Raw genomic sequence first — 20,310 nt, forward strand, 5'->3', positions numbered from 1 at the left:
CTGCCCGGATGGCACGATCCTTTAGCATTATACCACAATTTTTTGTTTCATTAAAGACTTCGCTTGGGATTTCATCTGTCAAGCGTTCTCTTCTAATTGCCTGCCTCATCTTTAGCGTTCAGCATCCGACAATATTTTTCATCCCCGATCAAAACCTTTTTCCCCTGAAACGCAAATCCATACTTTCTGATTCTGTCTGTCGTGATCCCCTTCGATATGAGAACGGTCTCATACTTTTTCTCGTTGATCTGCTTTAACGCTTTTTCTACCGTATCGGTCAAGGATTTTTCTTCATCAGGATCCTGAACTTTAAACTCCAAAATAACAGCATCGTCTTCTGCATATCTGGGTTCCAGAATCACATCATACCGTCCAAAACCGCTCTCCCTGTTGGATGTAATCGTATAACGTTCCTCCAGTTCCACGATCAGACCCAGGATAAATCCATGATAAAATCTTTCAGGCTCATGGTCTCCAAATGTCTTCCTGCCAGTATCAAAAAAGCTGAACGTAGTCAATGCAACGCGGTTCATATATACATTCATGGCCTTAACATCATTTTCCAATAGTGCCTTCACAAAATCATTATAACTGCTGTCATAATCAGCAAACCACCCACGTATCATATTCTCAAACATAATCCGGACTTCCTGATTGACTAATGACAGGTAATAATATGTGCGGCCTGTCTGCCTGATCAACTCCACGCTCTCCACTTTCAGATATCCGCCGGCTAAAAAAAGACTCCATATGGCACTTTCACGCTCTTGTAGCTGCTCGTAAATAATCTGCTCATCAATCTGCGTCTTGATTGCTTCTCCCTGAAGCAGCTTCTCAAAGGCGATCTTAATGTCCTTACTTCCCCCTCTGATCAAAGAGTTCGCCAGTGTATTTGAACTGGTATTTGCCCAATATGTCTTAAGACTCCCGGTGTCCAGAAAATTGATGATGGACCATGGATTATAAATATCCGTAGTCTCCCCGAACGTAAAACCATCATACCATTCTTTAACATCCTGTTTCTGTTCGGATAACTGGTATTCATCTAAAGCTGCAAATACTTCCTCCTCCGTGAATCCAAAACATTCCGCGTATTCCTTCGATGTCGTTGTCACAACTTTCAGATTATTCAGATCAGAAAAAATAGATTCTTTGCTGATCCTGGTAATTCCGGTCATAATCGCGCGTTCCAGATATGGATTGCTCTTAAATGCTGCGTTTAAAAGGCTCCTGATAAAGGTGACCAGTTCATCCCAGTAACCACCGGTATACGCTTCCAGCATCGGAGTATCATATTCATCCAGCAGGATAATGATCTTTTGATGATAATATTTATACAAGTATCCTGATAACCGCCGCAGTGCGATGGATGCTTCTGAATCCTCCATATCCGCTGATACTCTGTTAAAATACTCCTTTTCGCGGTCATTCAGCAAAGTTCCTTCTGACAGAAAGTCAAAATGATTATATAGATCCACGATGTTTTCACATATTTTATTGCGCACCTGCTGATAATTATTCTCTTTTATATCAGAAAAGCTGAGCGCAATCACCGGATATGATCCCTGAAGCCTTTGATACTCTTCTTTTCCCCAAATATAAAGTCCCTCGAACAGCCTACTGCCCGCATATTCTGTAGAAAAAAAATGTTCTACCATGCTCATATTCAGTGTTTTTCCGAATCTTCTTGGACGCGTAATCAAAGTCACATCATCCTTTGCGCTCCACCATTCTTCAATGAATCTCGTTTTATCAATATAAAAGGTATCCAGCTCACGTATTTTCCCAAAATCCTGAAGACCAATGCTTACTGTTTTTGGCATAGATTCACCTTCCTTTTACTCATTTCCTCAATTATAACCTGTCCTGGCGGATAAAAGCAACGATTATCCTGCTTTACTCCATTTCACGCGTAATATCTTTGATCCACTTATAGCTTCGATACCGGATTGCGCTGACCGGTACTTTCAGTAATTCATCGCACATGAGGATCATATAGACAACCGGGACGCTGCATTTGAATACAAACGCCGCGATCCACCCGCAGAGGATGGATCCGCCCCACATGGTTGAAACATCCAGTATGAGACCAAAACGGGTATCACCGCCGGAACGGAACACGCCTACGATCATGGTCGTGTTATACGCCTGTGCAACTACAAAATAAGACATTACAAAGAACATAAAACGCAGATATTCCTTTGCCGCATCCGTCAGTGACAAAAATGATGTTGCGATCGGAGATGCGATCAGGATCAGCACACCGCCGATGGCCCCCATCACAACACTGAGGATGAAAAAATGACGGGCATATGCCTTTGCATGTTCGAATTTCTTTTCCCCGATGGTCTTTCCCAGATAGATCGCGGTAGCGCTGGACAGTCCAAAGGCGACCACGGTTGCCAGCTGTCTTGCCACCTGTGCCACGGAGTTTGCAGCTACAGCCGCACTTCCCATATGTCCCAGGATCGCCGTATTTGCTGCCGTCCCAAGCCCCCACATGACCTCATTCATCACAACCGGCAGTGCATAACGCAGAAAATCCTGCATAAGCGGCTTATCCGATCTCAGGAAATATCCGATCCTGAACTTAATATCTTTATTAAACAGCCTTGCATATCCAAAGACCAGGATCAATTCCACGAACCTGGCAGCGAGAGTTCCCAGTGCCGCGCCCTGTATTCCCATAGCCGGGCATCCCAGGAGGCCGAAAATAAAGATGGCGTTTAAGATCACATTGACGATCAGAGACACCAGATACACCACCGTTGCCACGACCACCCGTTCCACGCTCCGCATCACGTACAAATATACCTGTGTAATTCCCATCAGCACATAAGAAAATGCTACGATTCGAAGATACAGGATTCCCTGCGCAATGACAGCCGGGTCATTCGTAAAAATTTTCATCAGCACCCCTGGAATCACCAGTGCCGCAATCGTAAATACAGCTGTGACAGCAATCGCCGCTTTCATTCCCAGCGCCAGGATCTTCTCGATCGCCTTTTTGTCTCCTTTTCCCCAATACTGGGCCGTCAGCACCGTCGCACCGGAGGTCAGCCCGAATAAAAAGAGAACCATGATATACTGGACCTGCCCTGCAAGGGATGCACCGGAGAGCGCCGTCTCCCCCACCTTTCCCAGCATAATAACATCCGCCGCAGTCACTCCCACATTGATCAGGTTCTGCAGCGCCATGGGGATCACTAAAGCAAATACACTTTTATAAAATTTTCCCCAGTTGATGTCTAATTCATTCGTTTTATGTACCCTGTTTTTTCCAAACATTTCCTATCCATAACCTTTCCTTATTCTGCATTCAGATACGCACTAGAAAAGATGTCCTCCGCATATGACAGAGAACATCTTTTCTACAAGAAGTTTACCATAAATTTACCAAAAGGTACAGGACAAAATTTTCTAAATTCCGGTTAATTTCCCAGCTGCCTTCTCTTTCCCACGACCATTGCCACACACAGGATCGCCGCCGCAAACACCAGCTGAATGGCATACGCCTGGAAGATCTCCGTCCGGATACTTCCGGTGACCGTTCCAAACCCGGCCAGCAGATCGTTGATCTTCTCGTACCAGTACACCGGAAAGAACTGGGCCACCGTCTTAACGCCCTTTCCCAGCATTTCCATAGGAACGAATACGCCGCACAGAAATCCCATTCCAAGAGAAAGGGTATTGACAACTCCGTTTAACGCATTGATATTACTCGTCAGCATCCCCACCAGATAGGACATTGCCAGCGCTACGATCAGCATAATAAAGGCATTCAGGATATAATACAGGATTCCTTCACTATTCATGAATTCTTTCCCGTACAGCAGGAACGAGCCTGCAACACTGATCCCCCAGAGGACAACGCCGAACAAAAATGCTGCCAGCAGGGCTTCCAGATTCTGCCGCTGTACTGAAACAGCGCTTGCCTGCATTCTTTTGCGGATATCCTCCTTATGGAACGCAGACAGGATATTTCCCAACACATAACATAAAATATTGATCATCATATACGGGATAAAGCGGTAGTAAGAGCTGTATCCGGGAAAAACTCCCGCATTGCCGCTTTCATCCAGCATGGTGACTTTGACTTCCTGCTTTTGATTGACGGCTTTCACTGTCTCTTCAAGCGTATAACCTGCAGCATCATAGGTTTTCGCGCTGTTTAGAAAGCTGTTGATCTGCTGGTCAACATAAAAGCTTGTATAGGACCCCGGGATCTTGGTCACCGACAGCTTTTCATCCTGCCTGAGACATTTTTCTTCAAATCCGGCAGGAATCTTCACAATATACTGTATATTCCCATAAAACAGATTTTCCTGCAGCTCTTCTTTGTGATTCTCCATAGGAATCACCTGATGGTACTTTCCCAGATACTCCTTAAGTCCCTGTGCCAGGCTGCCGCCATCCTCATCCACAAACCCGATCTTCACGCTCTCCGCCTGATAAGCGCCGCTTAAGCTCTGCTTTGTAGCTGCCTGGATCATCAGCGTAATGAGAAAAAAGATGACCATATATAAGAGGATGATGGGTCTGTTTTGTTTTATGATCTTAAGATAGCCTTTAAATACTGTCATAACGTTCCCTCCTGACTACCAAAAATGAGCCTGCCGTCAATATCACCGAAAAGATGACCAGTGTTACCAGATTCCGCGTATACCGTGCCGGATCATCATAGACATTGATACAGTAAAATGCGTCCGAAATCAGTGCCGCCGGATTGATCCGGTTGATGATCGGTAAGTTTCGCTCCACGATATCTTTCATATTTCCATTCATCAGGCCCGCCAGGAAACTGCAGATCATAGAGACTCCCAGAAGAATGGCAGTCTTGATTCCTTCCCCCATCCTTCCCAGACTGCTGATAAAAAGACCCATGGATACCCCGATCATGCAGCCCACAAAGGACACAAGCAGCATCTGCGGCATCTGCCCGGTGAACTCCATGTGAAGGCCGTAACGCAGATATAAGATCAGGATCACCACATTCATAAAATGAAGCCCAAATGCCGTCAGCATTTCCGAAAGGATCAGTTTCATCTTATGAGTCGGTGTCACACATCTTCTTGCCGCCAGGGCCGTCAGGTTCGCCTGCAGCGCCATAGCGGAGCCAAATCCGATAAAACAGCCGTACATGCAGGCCATTGCGATCAGCGCGTAGAAAAAGGAGGCATTGCCGTTCGTCGTCTTTCCTCCGAGAGAAACCTGCTTCACCAGCTCCTGATAACTTTCCATCTGCTTAGCAGCCGCCATAAGCCCCTGTGGATGCTCTGCCGCGATCGTTTCCATCGTCTTCTTTGCATCCTCGTAGCTTTCCAGAAGAGACTGCAGAATACTCTCCTTAAATCCCACACCGCCCACACTCAACGACGGGTTCTCCCCTGCATAAAAGATCCCGGCTATCTTCTTCTCTTTCAAAGCCTCAAGGGCATCCTTCTCTTTCATCTTACGGGTCTCGATCAATTTTGTATCGTCCGACTCTACTCCATCCAGGAATTCCAGAAACGTCTCATCTGCCCCTTCCTCCTGTGAGACCACAACTGCCGCCGGCACGGTCTCGAAATCAGCTTCCTCTACTTTTCCGAATGACAGATAGAAAAATGTGCCCAGGATCAAAGGAAATATCAAAGGCCAGAAGATCTCATTGAAATTCCTAAGCTTTACTTTCACGTCATATTTCATTAAATGTAACATATGCTCCCTCCTAATCCCTCAGCTCTTTTCCTGTGATCTCCAGGAAAACATCATTTAGCGTCGGCAGCTCCGAGAAGACTCTTCCGAAAGAAATATTCTCGTCCTGCAGATAATTCAGGATCCTGACCAGATTGTGCTTTGCCCCGGTACAGCGGACCGTCAGGATCTGTGACTCGTATTTCACATCAAACACATGTGGAAGCTTCCTGACTGCCTGGATGTGTTCCTCTTCCAGCACGACCGCCTCTATGGTAACTGTCTCGCCCGTCTTGATCATACTCTTTAACTCTTCTTTGGTTCCCACTGCAATACTCCTGCCGTGATCCATGATGGCAATCCGGGTGCAGATCTGCTCTACCTCTTCCATATAATGTGAGGTGTAAATAATGGTAGAGCCCTGTCTGTTCAGCTCCTTGATCCCCTCCAGGATCCGGTTTCTGCTCTGAGGATCTACTGCAACCGTCGGCTCATCCAGGATGATCAGCCGGGGTTTGTGTGCGATCCCACAGGCGATATTGAGCCTTCGAAGCAGGCCTCCCGACAGCTTCTTTGGCCGCATCTTCACATACTCTTCCAGACCGACAAACCGGATGGCTTCCTCTACCAGTTCCTTTCTTCGTGCTTTCTCTTTCACGTACAGCCCGCAGAAATAGTCGATATTTTCGTAGACTGTCAGCTCATCAAACACTGCCACATTTTGCAGCACGATCCCGATCTGCTGCTTGATCTTATAATTGTCCGGGGTCATCTTCTCCCCCATGATCTCTATGGTGCCCTTCTCATATTTCAAGAGTGCCAGCATACAGCTGATCGCGGTTGTTTTCCCTGAGCCGTTAGGTCCCAGCAGACCAAAGATCTCACCCTCCTTTATATCCAGATTCAGATGATCGAGTGCCACAAGACTGCCATAGCTCTTAACCAGATTCTCTATCTTAATCATGTTCATTCCTCCTATATTCCGATCCCTATGTATTGCCGTGACCGCTTTTCTATACTCATAGTATAAAGGAATCTCATGAGGGATAGTAGTGTCATCCGTCATAACATGCACATGACAAATGTCACATTAGTAATCGAATCAGACACAAGGTGTTTTACGAGCTTAGCATTTGTGGTATAATGTTCGCACTTAGTGCGGTATTTCCGCACTTTAGTAAGACATATACCCAAATCCTTAGCGAGGTGTTTTACGAGCTTAGCATTTGTGGTATACTGGTGGTAACTTATTTATACCTTATTGGACATTAGTAGTCCAATAAGTATACCTTACTGGTCGGCATGAAGGAGTATTCCATGAGAAGTATGAAGGATTCTTGCCTGTTATTTGTCTTTTGTTTGTTTACACTTTTTTCTGTCAGTGCAGATTTTTACTTTGTACTGGCTCTTTTGACTGCACTGATTTTATGCTGTATGGACTATTTTATAGACAGCCGCCCTTTTATCCTTATCTATACACTTCTTTTTCTGGCCGCTGCCTGGTTCGATCCGGCATTCCTGTATTTTTTCCCTGCTGTTTCATATGTACTTTTTCGCAGAAATGCATACTTCGCTGTTCTGGCAGGGGGCTGTGTAAGCCTCTATTTCTTCTGGATCAGAACCACAGATATATTTCCATTGTGTCTCAGCCTGTTTGGGATCGCGCTGGCCTATTATCTGGAATGGGGAACAAGAAGTTATGAACAGCTGGATTCATTATACAGGCACACCCGTGATGACAGCAGGGAATTAAACCTGCTTCTCACGGAGAAGAACCACGCACTTTTAGAGAAACAGGATTATGAGATCTATACGGCAACCTTAAAGGAACGCAACCGGATCGCACGGGAGATCCATGATAATGTGGGGCACCTTCTCTCCCGCTCCATCTTAATGGTGGGAGCCTTGAAGGCAGTGAATCAGGCGCCTGGGCTCTCTGATTCTTTGAATACCCTGGAGTCCACCTTGAATTCTGCGATGGACAGCATCCGAAGCAGTGTGCATGACCTTCACGATGAAGCCATAAACTTAGAGGAGGCCATCAGAGGACTTCTAAAAGATTTTACATTCTGTTCTGTTTTCTTTCAGTATGATATGGACCGGGAAATTCCCAGAGACATCAAATACAGTTTTATCAGTATCACGAAAGAGGCTCTTTCCAATATCATCAAACACAGCCATGCCTCACAGGTGCGTCTGGTCATGAGGGAGCATCCTGCCCTATACCAGCTTTGTATCGAAGATAACGGAACAGGCACAGACCTGACGGACCAGGGGATCGGTCTGATCAATATGAAGGAACGGGTGTATACCCTGAAAGGCAATATCCAGATCCAGACACAAAATGGCTTTCGGATCTTTATTACGATCCCAAAGGAGCGTTCTTCATAAATTTTCTTTAAAGGAGTGTTATTATGAACATATTAATCGTAGACGATGATTTCCTGGTGGCAGGAGCGCTGAAAACGATCCTGGAGGCACAGAAGGATTTTCATGTCCCGGCATGCGGCAGCGACGGGACCGAGGCGGTTTCTCTGTACCGCAGGTTCCGGCCGGATGTACTGCTTATGGATATCCGCATGAAGGAAATGAGCGGGCTGGATGCTTCTGCCCAGATCCTGAAAGAATTCCCGGATGCGCGGATCCTTCTGCTGACCACATTTTCGGATGATGAATATATTATCAAGGCTCTAAAGCTTGGGGCAAAGGGGTATCTGCTGAAACAGGATTACCAGAATATCGTTCCTGCCATCCGCGCCGTGTTCTCAGGGCAGACCGTATTTGGCAATGAGATCGTATCGAAGATCCCCTCTCTGCTGCAGAAAACACCTGCCTTCTGCTATGAGGACTATGACATCCACGACAGGGAACTGGAGATCATCGAACTGATCGCAGAAGGGATGAGCAACAAAGAAATCGCCTCCCGGCTCTATTTAAGTGAGGGAACCGTGCGGAATTACTTGAGTTCTATCTTAGAAAAACTGAACCTGCGGGACCGGACTCAGGTGGCCGTATTCTATTACCAGCATAAGTCCTGACCGAACGGTACCATCTTATTTGTCACTACTTTATTTGTCACTATTTTCTTTGTTACTGCTTCTATCTGACTGTAAATAGTAACTTTGATTTCAGAACGTTCTGCATCATCACAAACTGTTCTGCAGAAGAAAGGATGTTTCTATGACTGTACATGCTACTGACCTGTCTCTTGTCCCCACTGACCAGTTAAAACCTTTAGATACCATAGAAGGCTTTCAGGTCCGTCCCGGATTTTTCAATAATTTCGGTGCAACGATTATCCCCGGCGGGGTGAATTTTACGATCCAGTCACACGGCGCCACATCCTGCGAGCTGCTGCTCTTCCACCGCATGGCAGAAGAACCATTCGCGGCACTTCGGTTTCCGGACAATTATAAGATCGGCTTCGTCTATTCCATGATCGTATTCGGCCTGGACATTGAAGAATTCGAATACGCCTACCGTTTGGACGGCCCTTACGATGAGAAAAGGGGGCTTCGTTTCGATAAGTCCAAGATTCTCCTCGACCCCTATGCAAGAGCCGTGACGGGGCAGAGCCGCTGGGGCGTCACAAACTGCTGTGAGCACGGCTACCGTGCCAGAGTGGTCCGCAATAATTTCGACTGGGGTCTGGAAGCGCAGCCGCAGATTCCCATGGAGGATCTGATCATTTATGAAACCCATGTGCGTGGTTTTACAAGGGATGACTCCGCCGATGTCTGCTGTCCCGGCACATTCCTGGGACTCAATGATAAGATTCCTTATCTGAAAAAGTTAGGGATCAACGCCGTGGAACTGATGCCGGTCTTTGAATTTGATGAGATGCGGGATGTCAGAATGGTCAATGACCAAATGCTTCTGGATTACTGGGGATACAATTCCGTCTGCTTTTTTGCCCCCAATACCAGCTATGCCTCCTCCATCGAATATAACCGGGAAGGACGGGAATTAAAGGAACTGATCAAGGCGCTTCACGACAACGGGATCGATGTCATCCTGGATGTGGTGTTCAATCATACTGCCGAGGGCAATGAATTAGGACCTAGCTTCTGTTTCAAAGGATTTGATAACAACATTTACTATATGCTCACCCCGGATGGCTATTATTACAATTTCAGCGGCTGCGGCAATACACTGAACTGCAATCACCCTGTGGTTCAGCAGCTGATCCTGGACTGCCTGCGCTACTGGGTGACGGATTACCGGGTGGATGGCTTCCGCTTCGACCTTGCCTCCATTCTGGGACGAAATGAGGACGGCTCCCCTATGAACCAGCCGCCTCTATTAAGGAGTCTTGCCTTTGACCCGATCCTTGGTACAGTCAAATTGATCGCCGAGGCCTGGGATGCCGGGGGACTCTATCAGGTCGGTTCCTTCCCCTCCTGGCGCCGCTGGGCCGAATGGAACGGAAAATACAGGGATGATATGAGACGTTTCCTAAAAGGGGACGGCGGGCTTGCACAGGCTGCCGCGCAGAGAATGCTGGGATCCCCGGATCTTTATGATCCCGATTCCAGAGGCTTAAGCGCCTCCGTCAATTTTCTGACCTGTCATGATGGTTTTACCTTAAATGACCTCTATTCCTACAATGAGAAGCACAACGAGGCGAACGGATGGAATAATACAGACGGTTCCGACGACAATAACAGCTGGAACTGCGGTGTGGAAGGGGAGACAGACAACCCTGATGTGCTTTCGCTGCGGCTTCGGATGATGATGAACGCCTGCGCTGTCCTGATGTGCAGCCGGGGGACCCCGATGTTTCTTTCCGGAGATGAATTTGGAGATACCCGGTTTGGCAATAACAATCCGTATTGTCAGGATAACGAGATCTCCTGGCTGGACTGGAGCCTGCTTGAGAAAAACAAAGAGTTGTTCGAATTTTTCCGGTATATGATCGCATTCCGCAAGGAACATGATGTCATACGGAAAGATCTGGAAGGAAGTACTTATGGTTTTCCTCATACAAGCGTTCACGGGCTGATGCCATGGACACTGGATACAGATCCGGAATCCAGGACTGTCTGCGTTATGTTTGCAGGCTATGACCTGGAAAAGAAAAAGGATGATGTGGTGTATGTGGCGGTGAATCCTTACTGGAGAGCGCTGGATCTGGCGCTGCCAAAGCTCCCAAAAGGAAGGGAATGGTATATTGCGGTGAATACCGGAGATCCCCGGCATACTACCTTTGCAGAAGGCAGGATGCCTAGGGCGGACGGAAGCGTACTGCTGGGGGGACGGTCGGTGATTGTGTTTGTGGCAGGGTTGGGCAGCCATCTTGAAAAGTAGTCTGCTCCCGGTCATGCGAAATAGAAATAGACCGCGGAAACGTAGTTCGCTTCCGCCCATGCGAATCATAAATAGGCCGTGAAAAAGTTTGTAGGTCTCTTGTCCTAAAAGGCAGGAGACTTATTTTCTAAGGAGATAAAGCAGAGACTGAAAATTATAGCGGGTAGTCTATAATTTGCTGCATAGAGCGGTGCATTTTACCTCAACGCAGCCGGACGTAATGAAGATTGAGCAAATCATGTTACAGGAATTGCAGGAAACAGGGGAATGATTAATCTTTTCGTCCGGCGTTACATGAACTTTGTACTGACTACAGCCTGTACACCCCCTCCGGGAATCCTTCCAGCACATCATCCTCAGGTATCTCCACCACTCTGCTGTTTTTATCCCAGGACATCTGGCAGGCCTTTTCATCAGACAGCGGCTGCCATTCCATAAGCCATTCCGGGATCTCTTCACAGCTATCCTTAGGCTTACCATTGGGTGCTCCATACTCGACGAATCCGGCAAAGCTCTCATAGATCGCTTTCCCTACAGCCTCTGCCGTCTCCAGGCCATCCTTATTCCCCATAAAAATCATGGAGGGATCCTCAAAGGCCAGCGTCTGATCGAAGCAATGCATTGCAGGCGGAAATTCAACACTATACTGCCATACCTTACAGCCCTTTTCACTCAGCCGTGCAGCCAGTCTATAGCTGTACATCCGGTACATATAATCCGAAAAAACTCTGACCCAGGTTCGATTTTTAAACTCAACTGTTGGTTCGCATCCACTTTTTTCTCTCTCACATGCTGTCAATTTCTCATACGCAGATACCGCCAGAGGTGCATTACATCCGAACAGCCCCCTGGCCTCGGCCTCTGCACTCTGATAGAGCAGAGGATTCATCATTTCCATAAACCACAGCTCATTCCGGCTGCTGCCGATCATGGCATTGCCGGACCACAGTGTCCCTTCCTGTGCAAAAGCTTCCCAATTTTCAGGCAGTACAAACCCATCTGCTACAGGACCAAACATGCAGGTATTCCCCTGACAGTCCACAAACTGCTTCTGCACTCGCAGGATGTCATCTGCTGGTAATGTCAACAAATCCACTGCCATTACCGGATATCCCAAAACTTCTGCTGCCGTTTCCAAGAACTTCTGTGTAGTTTTTGTACCCGTGTCCATGCTTCGGATACTTTGTGAAGCACCACTGGATAAGATCACCTGATCCACGTAATCATTGGTTTTATCGATCATCATCATCAGCGCACCAATTGATTTTGCTCCGGCTGAACTTCCCAGTAATGTTACTTTGCCCGGATTCCCGCCGAAGGCTTCTATATTTTCATGAATCCATTTGAGTGCACACAGCTGATCCAGTATCCCACAGTTGCCGCTGCCCCTATACTCTTCCCCGAGCATCCCCTCCAAAGGTAAAAATCCAAGAGCGCCAAGCCGGTAATTAATCGCCACATAGATAAACGAATGATCCCGGATCACCCTCTGTGGTGAGTGCCCCTGATTGCTGCCATTCTGAAAGGAGCCGCCGTGAATCTCTACCAGCACAGGAAGACCGCTTTCTGGTATATCCGCCGGTTCCTGGGATGGAACATAAATATTCAGGTTCAGGCAGTCCTCGCTAAATTCCTCACGCTTTGGCAGCTCCTTTATCCATGGTCTTGGGATATCATAAACCTGGATCGCTTTTTTCCCAAATACAGTACAATCAAGCTCTTTGTCCCATATCGCTGTTTCCGGTGCTTTGAAACGCTCTGCATGCCCATAAGGGATCCCACGGAAACATAAGTATCCCTCCTCACAGGTTCCCCGCAGAATTCCGCTTTTCATTTTTACTCTGCAGATTTTTGCTTCTCTTTTCATACTGCCAGGTGCCACGTTCTCTGAGTTTGTCATTTCCTTTTTCCTCCACTTTTTCCTTTATTTGAACCTATTATTGTAACTGTATTGCGCTGATATCAGTTATCCGATATACTGTCTTATAGATCTCATTACTGTTTCCAGAAAGGAGTTATCATGGAACTGCTTCAGCTCTACTATTTTCAGGCCACTGCCCGCTGCCAGCAGATCTCTGCTGCCGCCCGGGAACTGCATATCGCCCAGCCATCACTCAGCCAGACGATCAAACGCCTGGAAACGGAATTAGGCACCCCTTTATTTGACCGCATCGGAAAACAGATCCGGCTGAATGAAAGCGGGAAGATTTTCTTAAAGTATACGGATATGATCCTGGGGGCCATCACAGATGCCAAGTCGGAACTGGCCAGCCTGTCAAAGAATCCCTCGCGCCAGGTCTCCTTCTGTGTAGAAGCAGCTTCCTTTTTGCTGCCGGATAGGTGTTTTGATATAATGTAAAATATATATTTTTCTATGTTTATATAGTTTTAAAACTATATAAATAATAACGCTGTCCACAAAAATAGCGTAGCAGCTATCGAAACTGCTACGCCTGTCAAGAATTACTAAATCAGTCCTTCTTACCACTATTCTAGGTATTATCTAATTCCTCAAAAAATTCTCCTGGCCTTTCACCTCTACATTTATAGATTATAAAAGCGATATTATGATTACTACAACTACGATCCCTAATATAATGTAAGTAAAAGGACAATTAAAATTGAATGTATATCCTACACCAACTCTTTTAGGGACCATTAACTGCCACTTGGGATATTGATCTTCTGCCATGAATTTGCCCTTTACTTTATGGTAACATACCCCATAAATGGTCATATTTATTATAAGTTCTAAGAAGAATATTAATACAACTGTATTTTCATTCATGGAATCGAACATACAAATATAAAATATGCCTACCGATATAGAAAAAATAATAGAATATATACCCACAAGAGCATTCTTTCTATATATATATTGTCTTAAATCTTGTGGTTCTATTTTCTTAATCTGTTCATCGGACAAATTATTAATAATCTTATTTTCCACAAAATTATAAATTCCCGCTGCAAAAACTAGAATCAATATGATTGTAACAGAAACAAAATCGCCAGAGTTCGTTTCCGCTAATAGAGCATATGAAACAGCTATAATCAATAATAAGTAAAAACAAGTTGGTATTTTTACATACTTCCTTAATAACGTTTTTAGATCTTGTTGATCAACATGATTCGTTATTTCATGATAATAACTTATTAAATATATCGCAAGCAAAATAATATGCCCTGCAATAAACATCCCCCAGATCAACACATTATTATGCATTACTCCAGCCAAAGAAAGGATTCCTGCAATAAAAACTCCCAATAAAAACAGCCTATTCTTCTTACGATGATCTGAACTGAATATTCCAAACATAACACTTTCTAATAGAATTACACTATCGAGAATTAAAAGCATTTATATCACTTCCTAACTTATGGCACTGTACCTTTTACAATAAATTCTGGAACTCCTGAAAAAATTATTCCACTTTTTTACTATTTTGTCAACAATCTAGTTTTAGCGGTACCCTTTCATGTGTATTGCAGATTCAGCAGCGAATCATCACCTGCATTTCTCCCTGCTGCGTACCGCAGCCTCAGTCCCCGCCAGGCAGATTACCACAAACCCGCCAAACAGCACAAGCCCCCATCCAACCGGATTATGAAACTCAAAGTAGGAAAGCTTTTTCTCCATATAGAAAGAAATCCACTGCAGGATCCAACTTCCTGCAGTCAGCGTCAGAAGTCCCAAAAGTCCGCAGTAAAAGCCTCCCTCAGCCAAAAACATGTTCCACATCTGCTTTTTTGTCATTCCAATGCTATACATCACTTCCAGCTCTTTTTTCCGCGCCAAGATCCCGGTGATCACAACATTAAAATAATTCGTAAGTCCGGCAAATAGAAGTACTGCACTGATACTGCCCAAAATCAGCCGGGTGCCGCGTATATAAGCAGCTGCCTCGGAATGCAGATCCGATTTACTGATATAGAAAATTCCCGCCTCTCCGGTTCCGGCATCCACATCTGTCCCGCTATCCTGCGCCCGGCTCATATTTTCCAGAGAAACAATCTTCTGTATCTCACGTTTGATTTTGGGCTCTTTTTCTTTCTCCACATTCAGCTCCATATAAAGAGTCTTCTTTTCTGTCGGAAGCTTCTCAAAGCCTTCCCTGCTGATCAGATAGTAAAGATCGCCCTCTGATCCGTGCCATGTCTGACGGATATGGGGAAATCCGTCTGCCTGGTTATCCAGGTAACCGCTGATCTGAAAAGTTTCCGATTGCTTCCCTCTTCCCTCTCCTCTTTCTACTGCTGATTCTCTTTCCCCGGCTGTCATCTGGTTCCACCTAATCTTCTCCTGCTTCGACATAAGGCTGGTAAAATACACCGGTTCCCCCACACTCTCCTGTGCCAGCTTTTCCTGTGCCGGCGTCATTTTATGGTCATGAAGGATCATAACGCCTGTTCCCTGCTCCAGGCTTTTTATATCTACCGGAAGTTTTTTCGCCTCCACATATTTCTTCAGATCCTTAATTTCTTCCCGGCTCAAAATCTGGATCACATCTTCATTGAACCCCTCCACCATTCCAAACCCAGAATCATAGCCAAAACCAACGCCCTCTTTTTCTTCCAGGTGCTCATTTTGAGCCCCTGTGTCCTCACTTTGGAACTCTGCACTCCCGCTTTGAGAATCCGTATCCTCACTTTGAGACTCTGTATCCTCACTCTGCATAGGCCGGATGCCTTTCCGGGATATCGTAGAAATCATATACCCGCCTTCCATGATATAAGACTTCTCCTGATCCACACCATCCAGATTTAATAATTTTGTCCTAACATCGGAAGAAATCGGTGAAAATTCATCATAGTCATTTCCATACAGTAACACAAATGCATCCCCTTCGGTCTTCATGGGGTCCTCGCCGGCATCCCGTGACTTATACTCACTGCCATATCCCATCTCCTGCCCAAAATTGCCAAACTGTCCGGCAATCAGAAAATCCGGCCTTTTCTCTATCACATGTGTATAATCGCTTCCTGAAGTAACCACGATCACTCCAAGAAACGCCTCCGCTCCGAGAAACAGAGACAGTACCGTCACAAGAAAACGTCCCCGGTATCTGAGCAGATTCTGCCACGCCATATACCACAGTTCCAGGCCGGCACCTCTCTTTTTTCTCTTTCCCGGTCTTACCTTTTGCAGTTTCTTCCCGGCCGTCACCCCCGTATAATGCATGCTTTCTACACAGGATGCATTGACCACACGGTAAACAACTCCTGCCGCCACCCCCATCGTCAGCAGACTCACAAATACCACGGAAGCAGCCAGAATCTCAGGACGGAAAATCACAAGTTCTTTTGCTCCGCCATATCCGTTCAGGTATTGTGTCCCCAGAATCCGTGGGAGAAGCGCCACTAAAATGCCAGAGGACAAACATACACCGACTGACACTCCCGGAATCAGTATCCTTACAATCTGTCCATAATAGATCTTACGGATCTGTTTTCTCGTTGTCCCGAGGGTGTTCAAAAGCCCCATCTGCCGCACATCTCCTGCCATTGAGATCTGCATCACATTATAAAGCAGAAAGAACATGCCGCTTAAGACCACAACGGCCCCCAGTACCGCCATCCCATACCCTCCCGCCAGCTGGCTGACCGCATCATAGGCATAGGTATTAGATGCTGAAATCCGCTGGCCCAAGCTCTTCATCGGCACCTTACTGTACAATTTTTCTTCTGTCTCCTGCCAGTCCATCTTATCGGACTGACGGATTAAAATATCTGCACTTTCATCCGGCCAAAACCCCCAGTTCATAAGCTTTGCATCGGAAACATAGCCCGGGGCAGGACCGGAGGTCTCATCCATGTAATCTGTATACCATCCGCTTAACCGAAACTTCTCCTGTTTGGTCCTAAAAATCCCCACCGATACTTCAAGGCTGATCATCATCCCCTTTTTCGGTTGGTCAATTTTCAGGGCTCTCAGCGTTCTCCTGGAAAGCATGATCTCCTGCTCTTTTCTGGGATATTCCCCATGAATTCCGGTATAGGCAGGCTTTATCAGATTTTCCCACGCCTGTTCATCCAGCCATTTTATCCTGCAGACAGGCTTTCCTTCTGCCTCTGCCTCGCCCACGCTTACGTGTCTTCCCGCCTGCTTTACAAAATCAAGCCCCTTTACGACCGCATACTGGGACGCATCCGCATCCTGAATACTTACAGACGCGGTTGTGCCCGCCGCCCTGGCTGCTTTTGTGCACTCTGCCTGCACCTTTCCATAAGAAATACCGAACACCACCGTCAGCGTAACAATACACAAAATCACTGCTCCCAAAAGGATTCGGTTCCTGCCTTTATTGCTTTTCGCAAATTCTTTGGAAAGCATTTTTATTACAAAATGGTTGTTGTTTGGGGTAACTCCTTTTCCTGCCATGATTTACCCCTCCTGCCCGGCGATCCGCCCGTCTTCCAGCCGGATGATGCGGTCTGCCATCTGCGCGATCTCTTCCTGATGTGTGACCACGATAACTGTCTGATGAAATCTTGCAGCGCAGGACTTTAAAAGTCCGACTACATCCATACTGGTCGCGGAATCCAGGTTTCCTGTGGGTTCATCCGCCAGAAGAATGGCTGGTTTTACCATAAGTGCCCTGGCGATCGCCGCTCTCTGCTGCTGACCTCCTGATAGAGTCTCCGGTAAACGCTCCAGCTTATCACGGATTCCCAGAAGCTCTGTAATTTCGTCCAGCAGCGTTTCATCAATTTCCGCCCCGTCCAGCCGCAACGGCAGAACAATATTCTCGTATACACTAAGCACAGGAACAAGATTATACTGTTGAAACACAAAACCGATGCTGCGCCTGCGAAAAATCGTCCGCTCCTCGGGTTCCATGTCTTTCAGACTATTCCCTCGGATCCAGACGCCCCCTTCTGTAGGGATGTCCAGACCGCCCAGCATATTAAGCAGGGTCGTTTTTCCGCTGCCCGATGTCCCGATGACTGCTACAAATTCTCCGTCCTCAATTGAAAAAGACACCCCGTCCAGTGCATGAACCTCGTAGGTGTCCGTGATATAATATTTTTTCAGACCTGCTGCCCTTAACATCTCCATAAAGTGTGTTCTCCTTTTGTTTTTACGTTGATACACTTAGTGTAAGGCAGAAATCTAACAAACTTCTAACAAACCGGAATCCTGATTTCCATCAATAATCCCTGTTTCATCCTCCTGGCTGTCAGAAACCCGCCGTGGAGGCTTACGATCTCTCTTGCAAGGTACAGACCGATTCCGAATCCTGCCTGTGTGGTAACAAGCCTTCCCCGGTAAAATCTCTGGAAAATCTTGTTTTCTTCGCCCTCACTGATACCAAGCCCATAGTCTCTCACCCGGATCTTCATAAACATTTCATTCTCCGAGACGGTCACCTCTACTCTCCCGCCATTTTCACTATACTTTACTGCATTCTCTAAGATATTGTAAAGCGCCTCTCCAAGCCAGTTGGCATCATGGGCGCAGACCGCTTTTTCGGGAAATGCAATGTCAAACTGAATCTCTTTTTTCTCTGCATTGCCCTGGATCTGTCCTAACACGTTTCGCACAGTCTGCAGCATGTCGATTTCTTCTTTATGTATCTGAATGATGTGCTGCTCCAGACGGGACATCTTGATAAAGCTTTCAACCAGAAAGTGCAGCTTCTCCTCGCTTTGTTTAAGTGCCGCCACATATTCCGGTGTTACTTCCTCCGGCTCGTCCTTCATAAATCCCAGATAGGTCTCCATATTCGTCAGCGGCGTCCTCATCTGATGGGCGATCTCCGAGATCAGTTTCTGTATCTGGTCACGGCTCTTTTCTGCCTCCTCTTTTCTTCCCACCAGCATCTCCTGCACCCGCATCAGTTGATATTCTATCTTCCCATACAGTGTCTCTTCGCCCACTGCCCCTGCCTGGATCCGGCGCTCATTCAAAATATCGTATGTAAGCTTTTCAAGCCGTTTTAGTTCCCTTTTCCTGCAGCTCCTTTGTCTAAAAAACATCATCCCTGCCCCGGCAGACAGACTGATCATAACGACTACCAGCATCTCGAAATTCATGTGCTTACTCTCCCATCCGGTATCCCAATCCAAATACATTCTTAATGTATTCCGGTTTTCCTGATTCTGTCCCAAGCTTCTTTCTCAGACGGTTGATCGTGACACTTACTGCATTGTCCACCACAAACTGCCCGTCCACTCCCCAGATTTTTTCCAGAATATTTTCTTTGGTCAGCACCCGTCCCTGATTCATCATCAGATATTCCAGCAGCTGGTATTCCCTGGAGGTCAGTCCGATCGGCTGTCCCTCTATCAATGCCTGCTTTCTGTCGATGTATAATACAATATCCCGGAAAGTAACTTTTCGGTCTTCACTGCTTCTTCTCAATACTGTCTCAACCCGCTTGAGCAGCACTTTCATAGAAAACGGCTTTACGACATAATCCTCCGCCCCTTCATCAAAAGCTGCCAGTATATCCTCTTCTTCGTCCCTCGCAGTCAGGAAGATGGCCGGGATCTTCCACTTTTGTCTTACTTCCCGGTACAGCCCGATGCCGTCCCCGTCGGGAAGCCCGATATCAATGAGAAGAAGATCAGCACTGTCACTCACTGCGTGCTGCGCCTCCTCCTTTGTATACAAACACAGCGTGCGATAGCCCTCTTTCCTCAGGGCAATATCTAACGCCTGGTTTAATAATCTGTCATCCTCAATAATTGCCACTGTCATAATCGTCTCCCTGAATTTTATAGCTGCTTCTTTTTTTCAATGCCTGGTTTTTTGCACTTTCAAAAAACTCCTCTTAAATGCATTATTCTATTATTAATTGGCAGCAATTTGTCGTCTATTTTATCATCTGAATATTTTCTTTTGTATACTGTATCTACGATGCGGCTTTGTTTGCGTATCTTTGACTTGTTTTAACCATAACCTTTTGGGTTATATTTATCAATGGTTTTTTGTAAGTATTTTTAAAAACATAACTTGTTAATTTCATAGACTTTACACTCACCTTTTACATGATGAGATAGAGGACGACATGTCCTGTGAGCGTTTAGCAGAGCAATATCTAAACGAATCTGAGCATGATACCATTCCTTTTGAGGATGCTTTAAGAGAGGCAGGACTGACAATCAATGACTTACAAAATTGATATTGATAAAAAAGCCCAAAAGTTTATTCTAAAACAGCCAAAAGACAAAAGGACTTTAATCTATAAAGCAATCTATAATCTACCGAATGGTGACACCAAACCATTACAAGGATACCAAGGATATAATCTGTTACGTGTAGGCACATATCGCATTATCTATAGATAATGGCAATTTAATTATATGTGTCGTAGATGCAGG

15 protein-coding genes are annotated in these 20,310 nt (G+C 46.0%); 4 read left to right on the plus strand and 11 right to left on the minus strand.

Features of this window, described 5'->3' with window-relative positions; genetic code table 11:
• Nucleotides 1-92: 92 nt before the first annotated feature.
• The 5 genes from AC4OGX_RS04695 to AC4OGX_RS04715 form a co-directional block, all read right to left on the minus strand.
• Nucleotides 93-1,823, minus strand: a complete 1,731-nt coding sequence (locus AC4OGX_RS04695) for an AAA family ATPase (RefSeq protein ID WP_493328784.1) — start codon at nucleotides 1,821-1,823, stop codon at nucleotides 93-95.
• 73 nt (nucleotides 1,824-1,896) lie between these two features.
• Nucleotides 1,897-3,288, minus strand: a complete 1,392-nt coding sequence (locus AC4OGX_RS04700; protein ID WP_493328786.1) for an MATE family efflux transporter — start codon at nucleotides 3,286-3,288, stop codon at nucleotides 1,897-1,899.
• A 143-nt stretch (nucleotides 3,289-3,431) separates the two neighbouring features.
• Nucleotides 3,432-4,583 (minus strand): ABC transporter permease, encoded by a 1,152-nt coding sequence (locus AC4OGX_RS04705; protein WP_493328787.1) that lies wholly within the window; start codon nucleotides 4,581-4,583, stop codon nucleotides 3,432-3,434.
• On the minus strand, nucleotides 4,570-5,700 hold the full coding sequence (locus AC4OGX_RS04710; RefSeq protein WP_493328788.1) for an ABC transporter permease: 1,131 nt from the start codon (nucleotides 5,698-5,700) through the stop codon (nucleotides 4,570-4,572). Before AC4OGX_RS04710 ends, AC4OGX_RS04705 begins: the two co-directional genes overlap by 14 nt.
• 10 nt (nucleotides 5,701-5,710) lie before the next feature.
• A complete protein-coding gene (locus AC4OGX_RS04715; protein WP_493328789.1) occupies nucleotides 5,711-6,640 on the minus strand; it encodes an ABC transporter ATP-binding protein in 930 nt (309 codons plus the stop codon).
• Between the two features lie 395 nt (nucleotides 6,641-7,035).
• Between AC4OGX_RS04715 and AC4OGX_RS04720 the strand changes: the two genes are divergently transcribed.
• From AC4OGX_RS04720 to glgX, 3 genes are all read left to right on the plus strand, one after another.
• On the plus strand, nucleotides 7,036-8,067 hold the full coding sequence (locus AC4OGX_RS04720; protein WP_493328791.1) for a sensor histidine kinase: 1,032 nt from the start codon (nucleotides 7,036-7,038) through the stop codon (nucleotides 8,065-8,067).
• Nucleotides 8,068-8,090: 23 nt separating this feature from the next.
• On the plus strand, nucleotides 8,091-8,714 hold the full coding sequence (locus AC4OGX_RS04725) for a response regulator (protein WP_493328792.1): 624 nt from the start codon (nucleotides 8,091-8,093) through the stop codon (nucleotides 8,712-8,714).
• Nucleotides 8,715-8,856: 142 nt separating this feature from the next.
• Nucleotides 8,857-10,983, plus strand: coding sequence for a glycogen debranching protein GlgX (glgX, locus tag AC4OGX_RS04730; protein WP_493328793.1), 2,127 nt, complete (start codon nucleotides 8,857-8,859; stop codon nucleotides 10,981-10,983).
• Nucleotides 10,984-11,293: 310 nt separating this feature from the next.
• On the opposite strand, the gene AC4OGX_RS04735 is transcribed toward glgX, so the two are convergent.
• The gene (locus AC4OGX_RS04735; protein WP_493328794.1) at nucleotides 11,294-12,883 is read right to left on the minus strand and encodes a carboxylesterase family protein; all 1,590 of its coding nucleotides are present in this window, start codon (nucleotides 12,881-12,883) and stop codon (nucleotides 11,294-11,296) included.
• A gap of 120 nt (nucleotides 12,884-13,003) precedes the next feature.
• Here AC4OGX_RS04735 and AC4OGX_RS04740 point away from each other — a divergent pair, with 120 nt between their 5' ends.
• Nucleotides 13,004-13,342, plus strand: coding sequence for a LysR family transcriptional regulator (locus AC4OGX_RS04740; RefSeq protein WP_493328795.1), 339 nt, complete (start codon nucleotides 13,004-13,006; stop codon nucleotides 13,340-13,342).
• Between the two features lie 192 nt (nucleotides 13,343-13,534).
• On the opposite strand, the gene AC4OGX_RS04745 is transcribed toward AC4OGX_RS04740, so the two are convergent.
• From AC4OGX_RS04745 to AC4OGX_RS04765, 5 genes are all read right to left on the minus strand, one after another.
• Nucleotides 13,535-14,344, minus strand: coding sequence for a DUF5808 domain-containing protein (locus AC4OGX_RS04745; RefSeq protein WP_493328797.1), 810 nt, complete (start codon nucleotides 14,342-14,344; stop codon nucleotides 13,535-13,537).
• A gap of 147 nt (nucleotides 14,345-14,491) precedes the next feature.
• Nucleotides 14,492-17,365, minus strand: coding sequence for an ABC transporter permease (locus tag AC4OGX_RS04750; protein ID WP_493328798.1), 2,874 nt, complete (start codon nucleotides 17,363-17,365; stop codon nucleotides 14,492-14,494).
• A gap of 3 nt (nucleotides 17,366-17,368) precedes the next feature.
• On the minus strand, nucleotides 17,369-18,043 hold the full coding sequence (locus tag AC4OGX_RS04755; RefSeq protein WP_493328799.1) for an ABC transporter ATP-binding protein: 675 nt from the start codon (nucleotides 18,041-18,043) through the stop codon (nucleotides 17,369-17,371).
• A gap of 65 nt (nucleotides 18,044-18,108) precedes the next feature.
• Nucleotides 18,109-19,020 carry a sensor histidine kinase gene (locus AC4OGX_RS04760; RefSeq protein ID WP_493328800.1) on the minus strand — a complete coding sequence of 304 codons (912 nt, stop codon included), beginning with the start codon at nucleotides 19,018-19,020 and terminating at the stop codon, nucleotides 18,109-18,111.
• 4 nt (nucleotides 19,021-19,024) lie between these two features.
• On the minus strand, nucleotides 19,025-19,687 hold the full coding sequence (locus AC4OGX_RS04765) for a response regulator transcription factor (protein ID WP_493328801.1): 663 nt from the start codon (nucleotides 19,685-19,687) through the stop codon (nucleotides 19,025-19,027).
• Nucleotides 19,688-20,310 lie beyond the last annotated feature (623 nt).

It is taken from the genome of Faecalicatena sp., assembly GCF_058819085.1.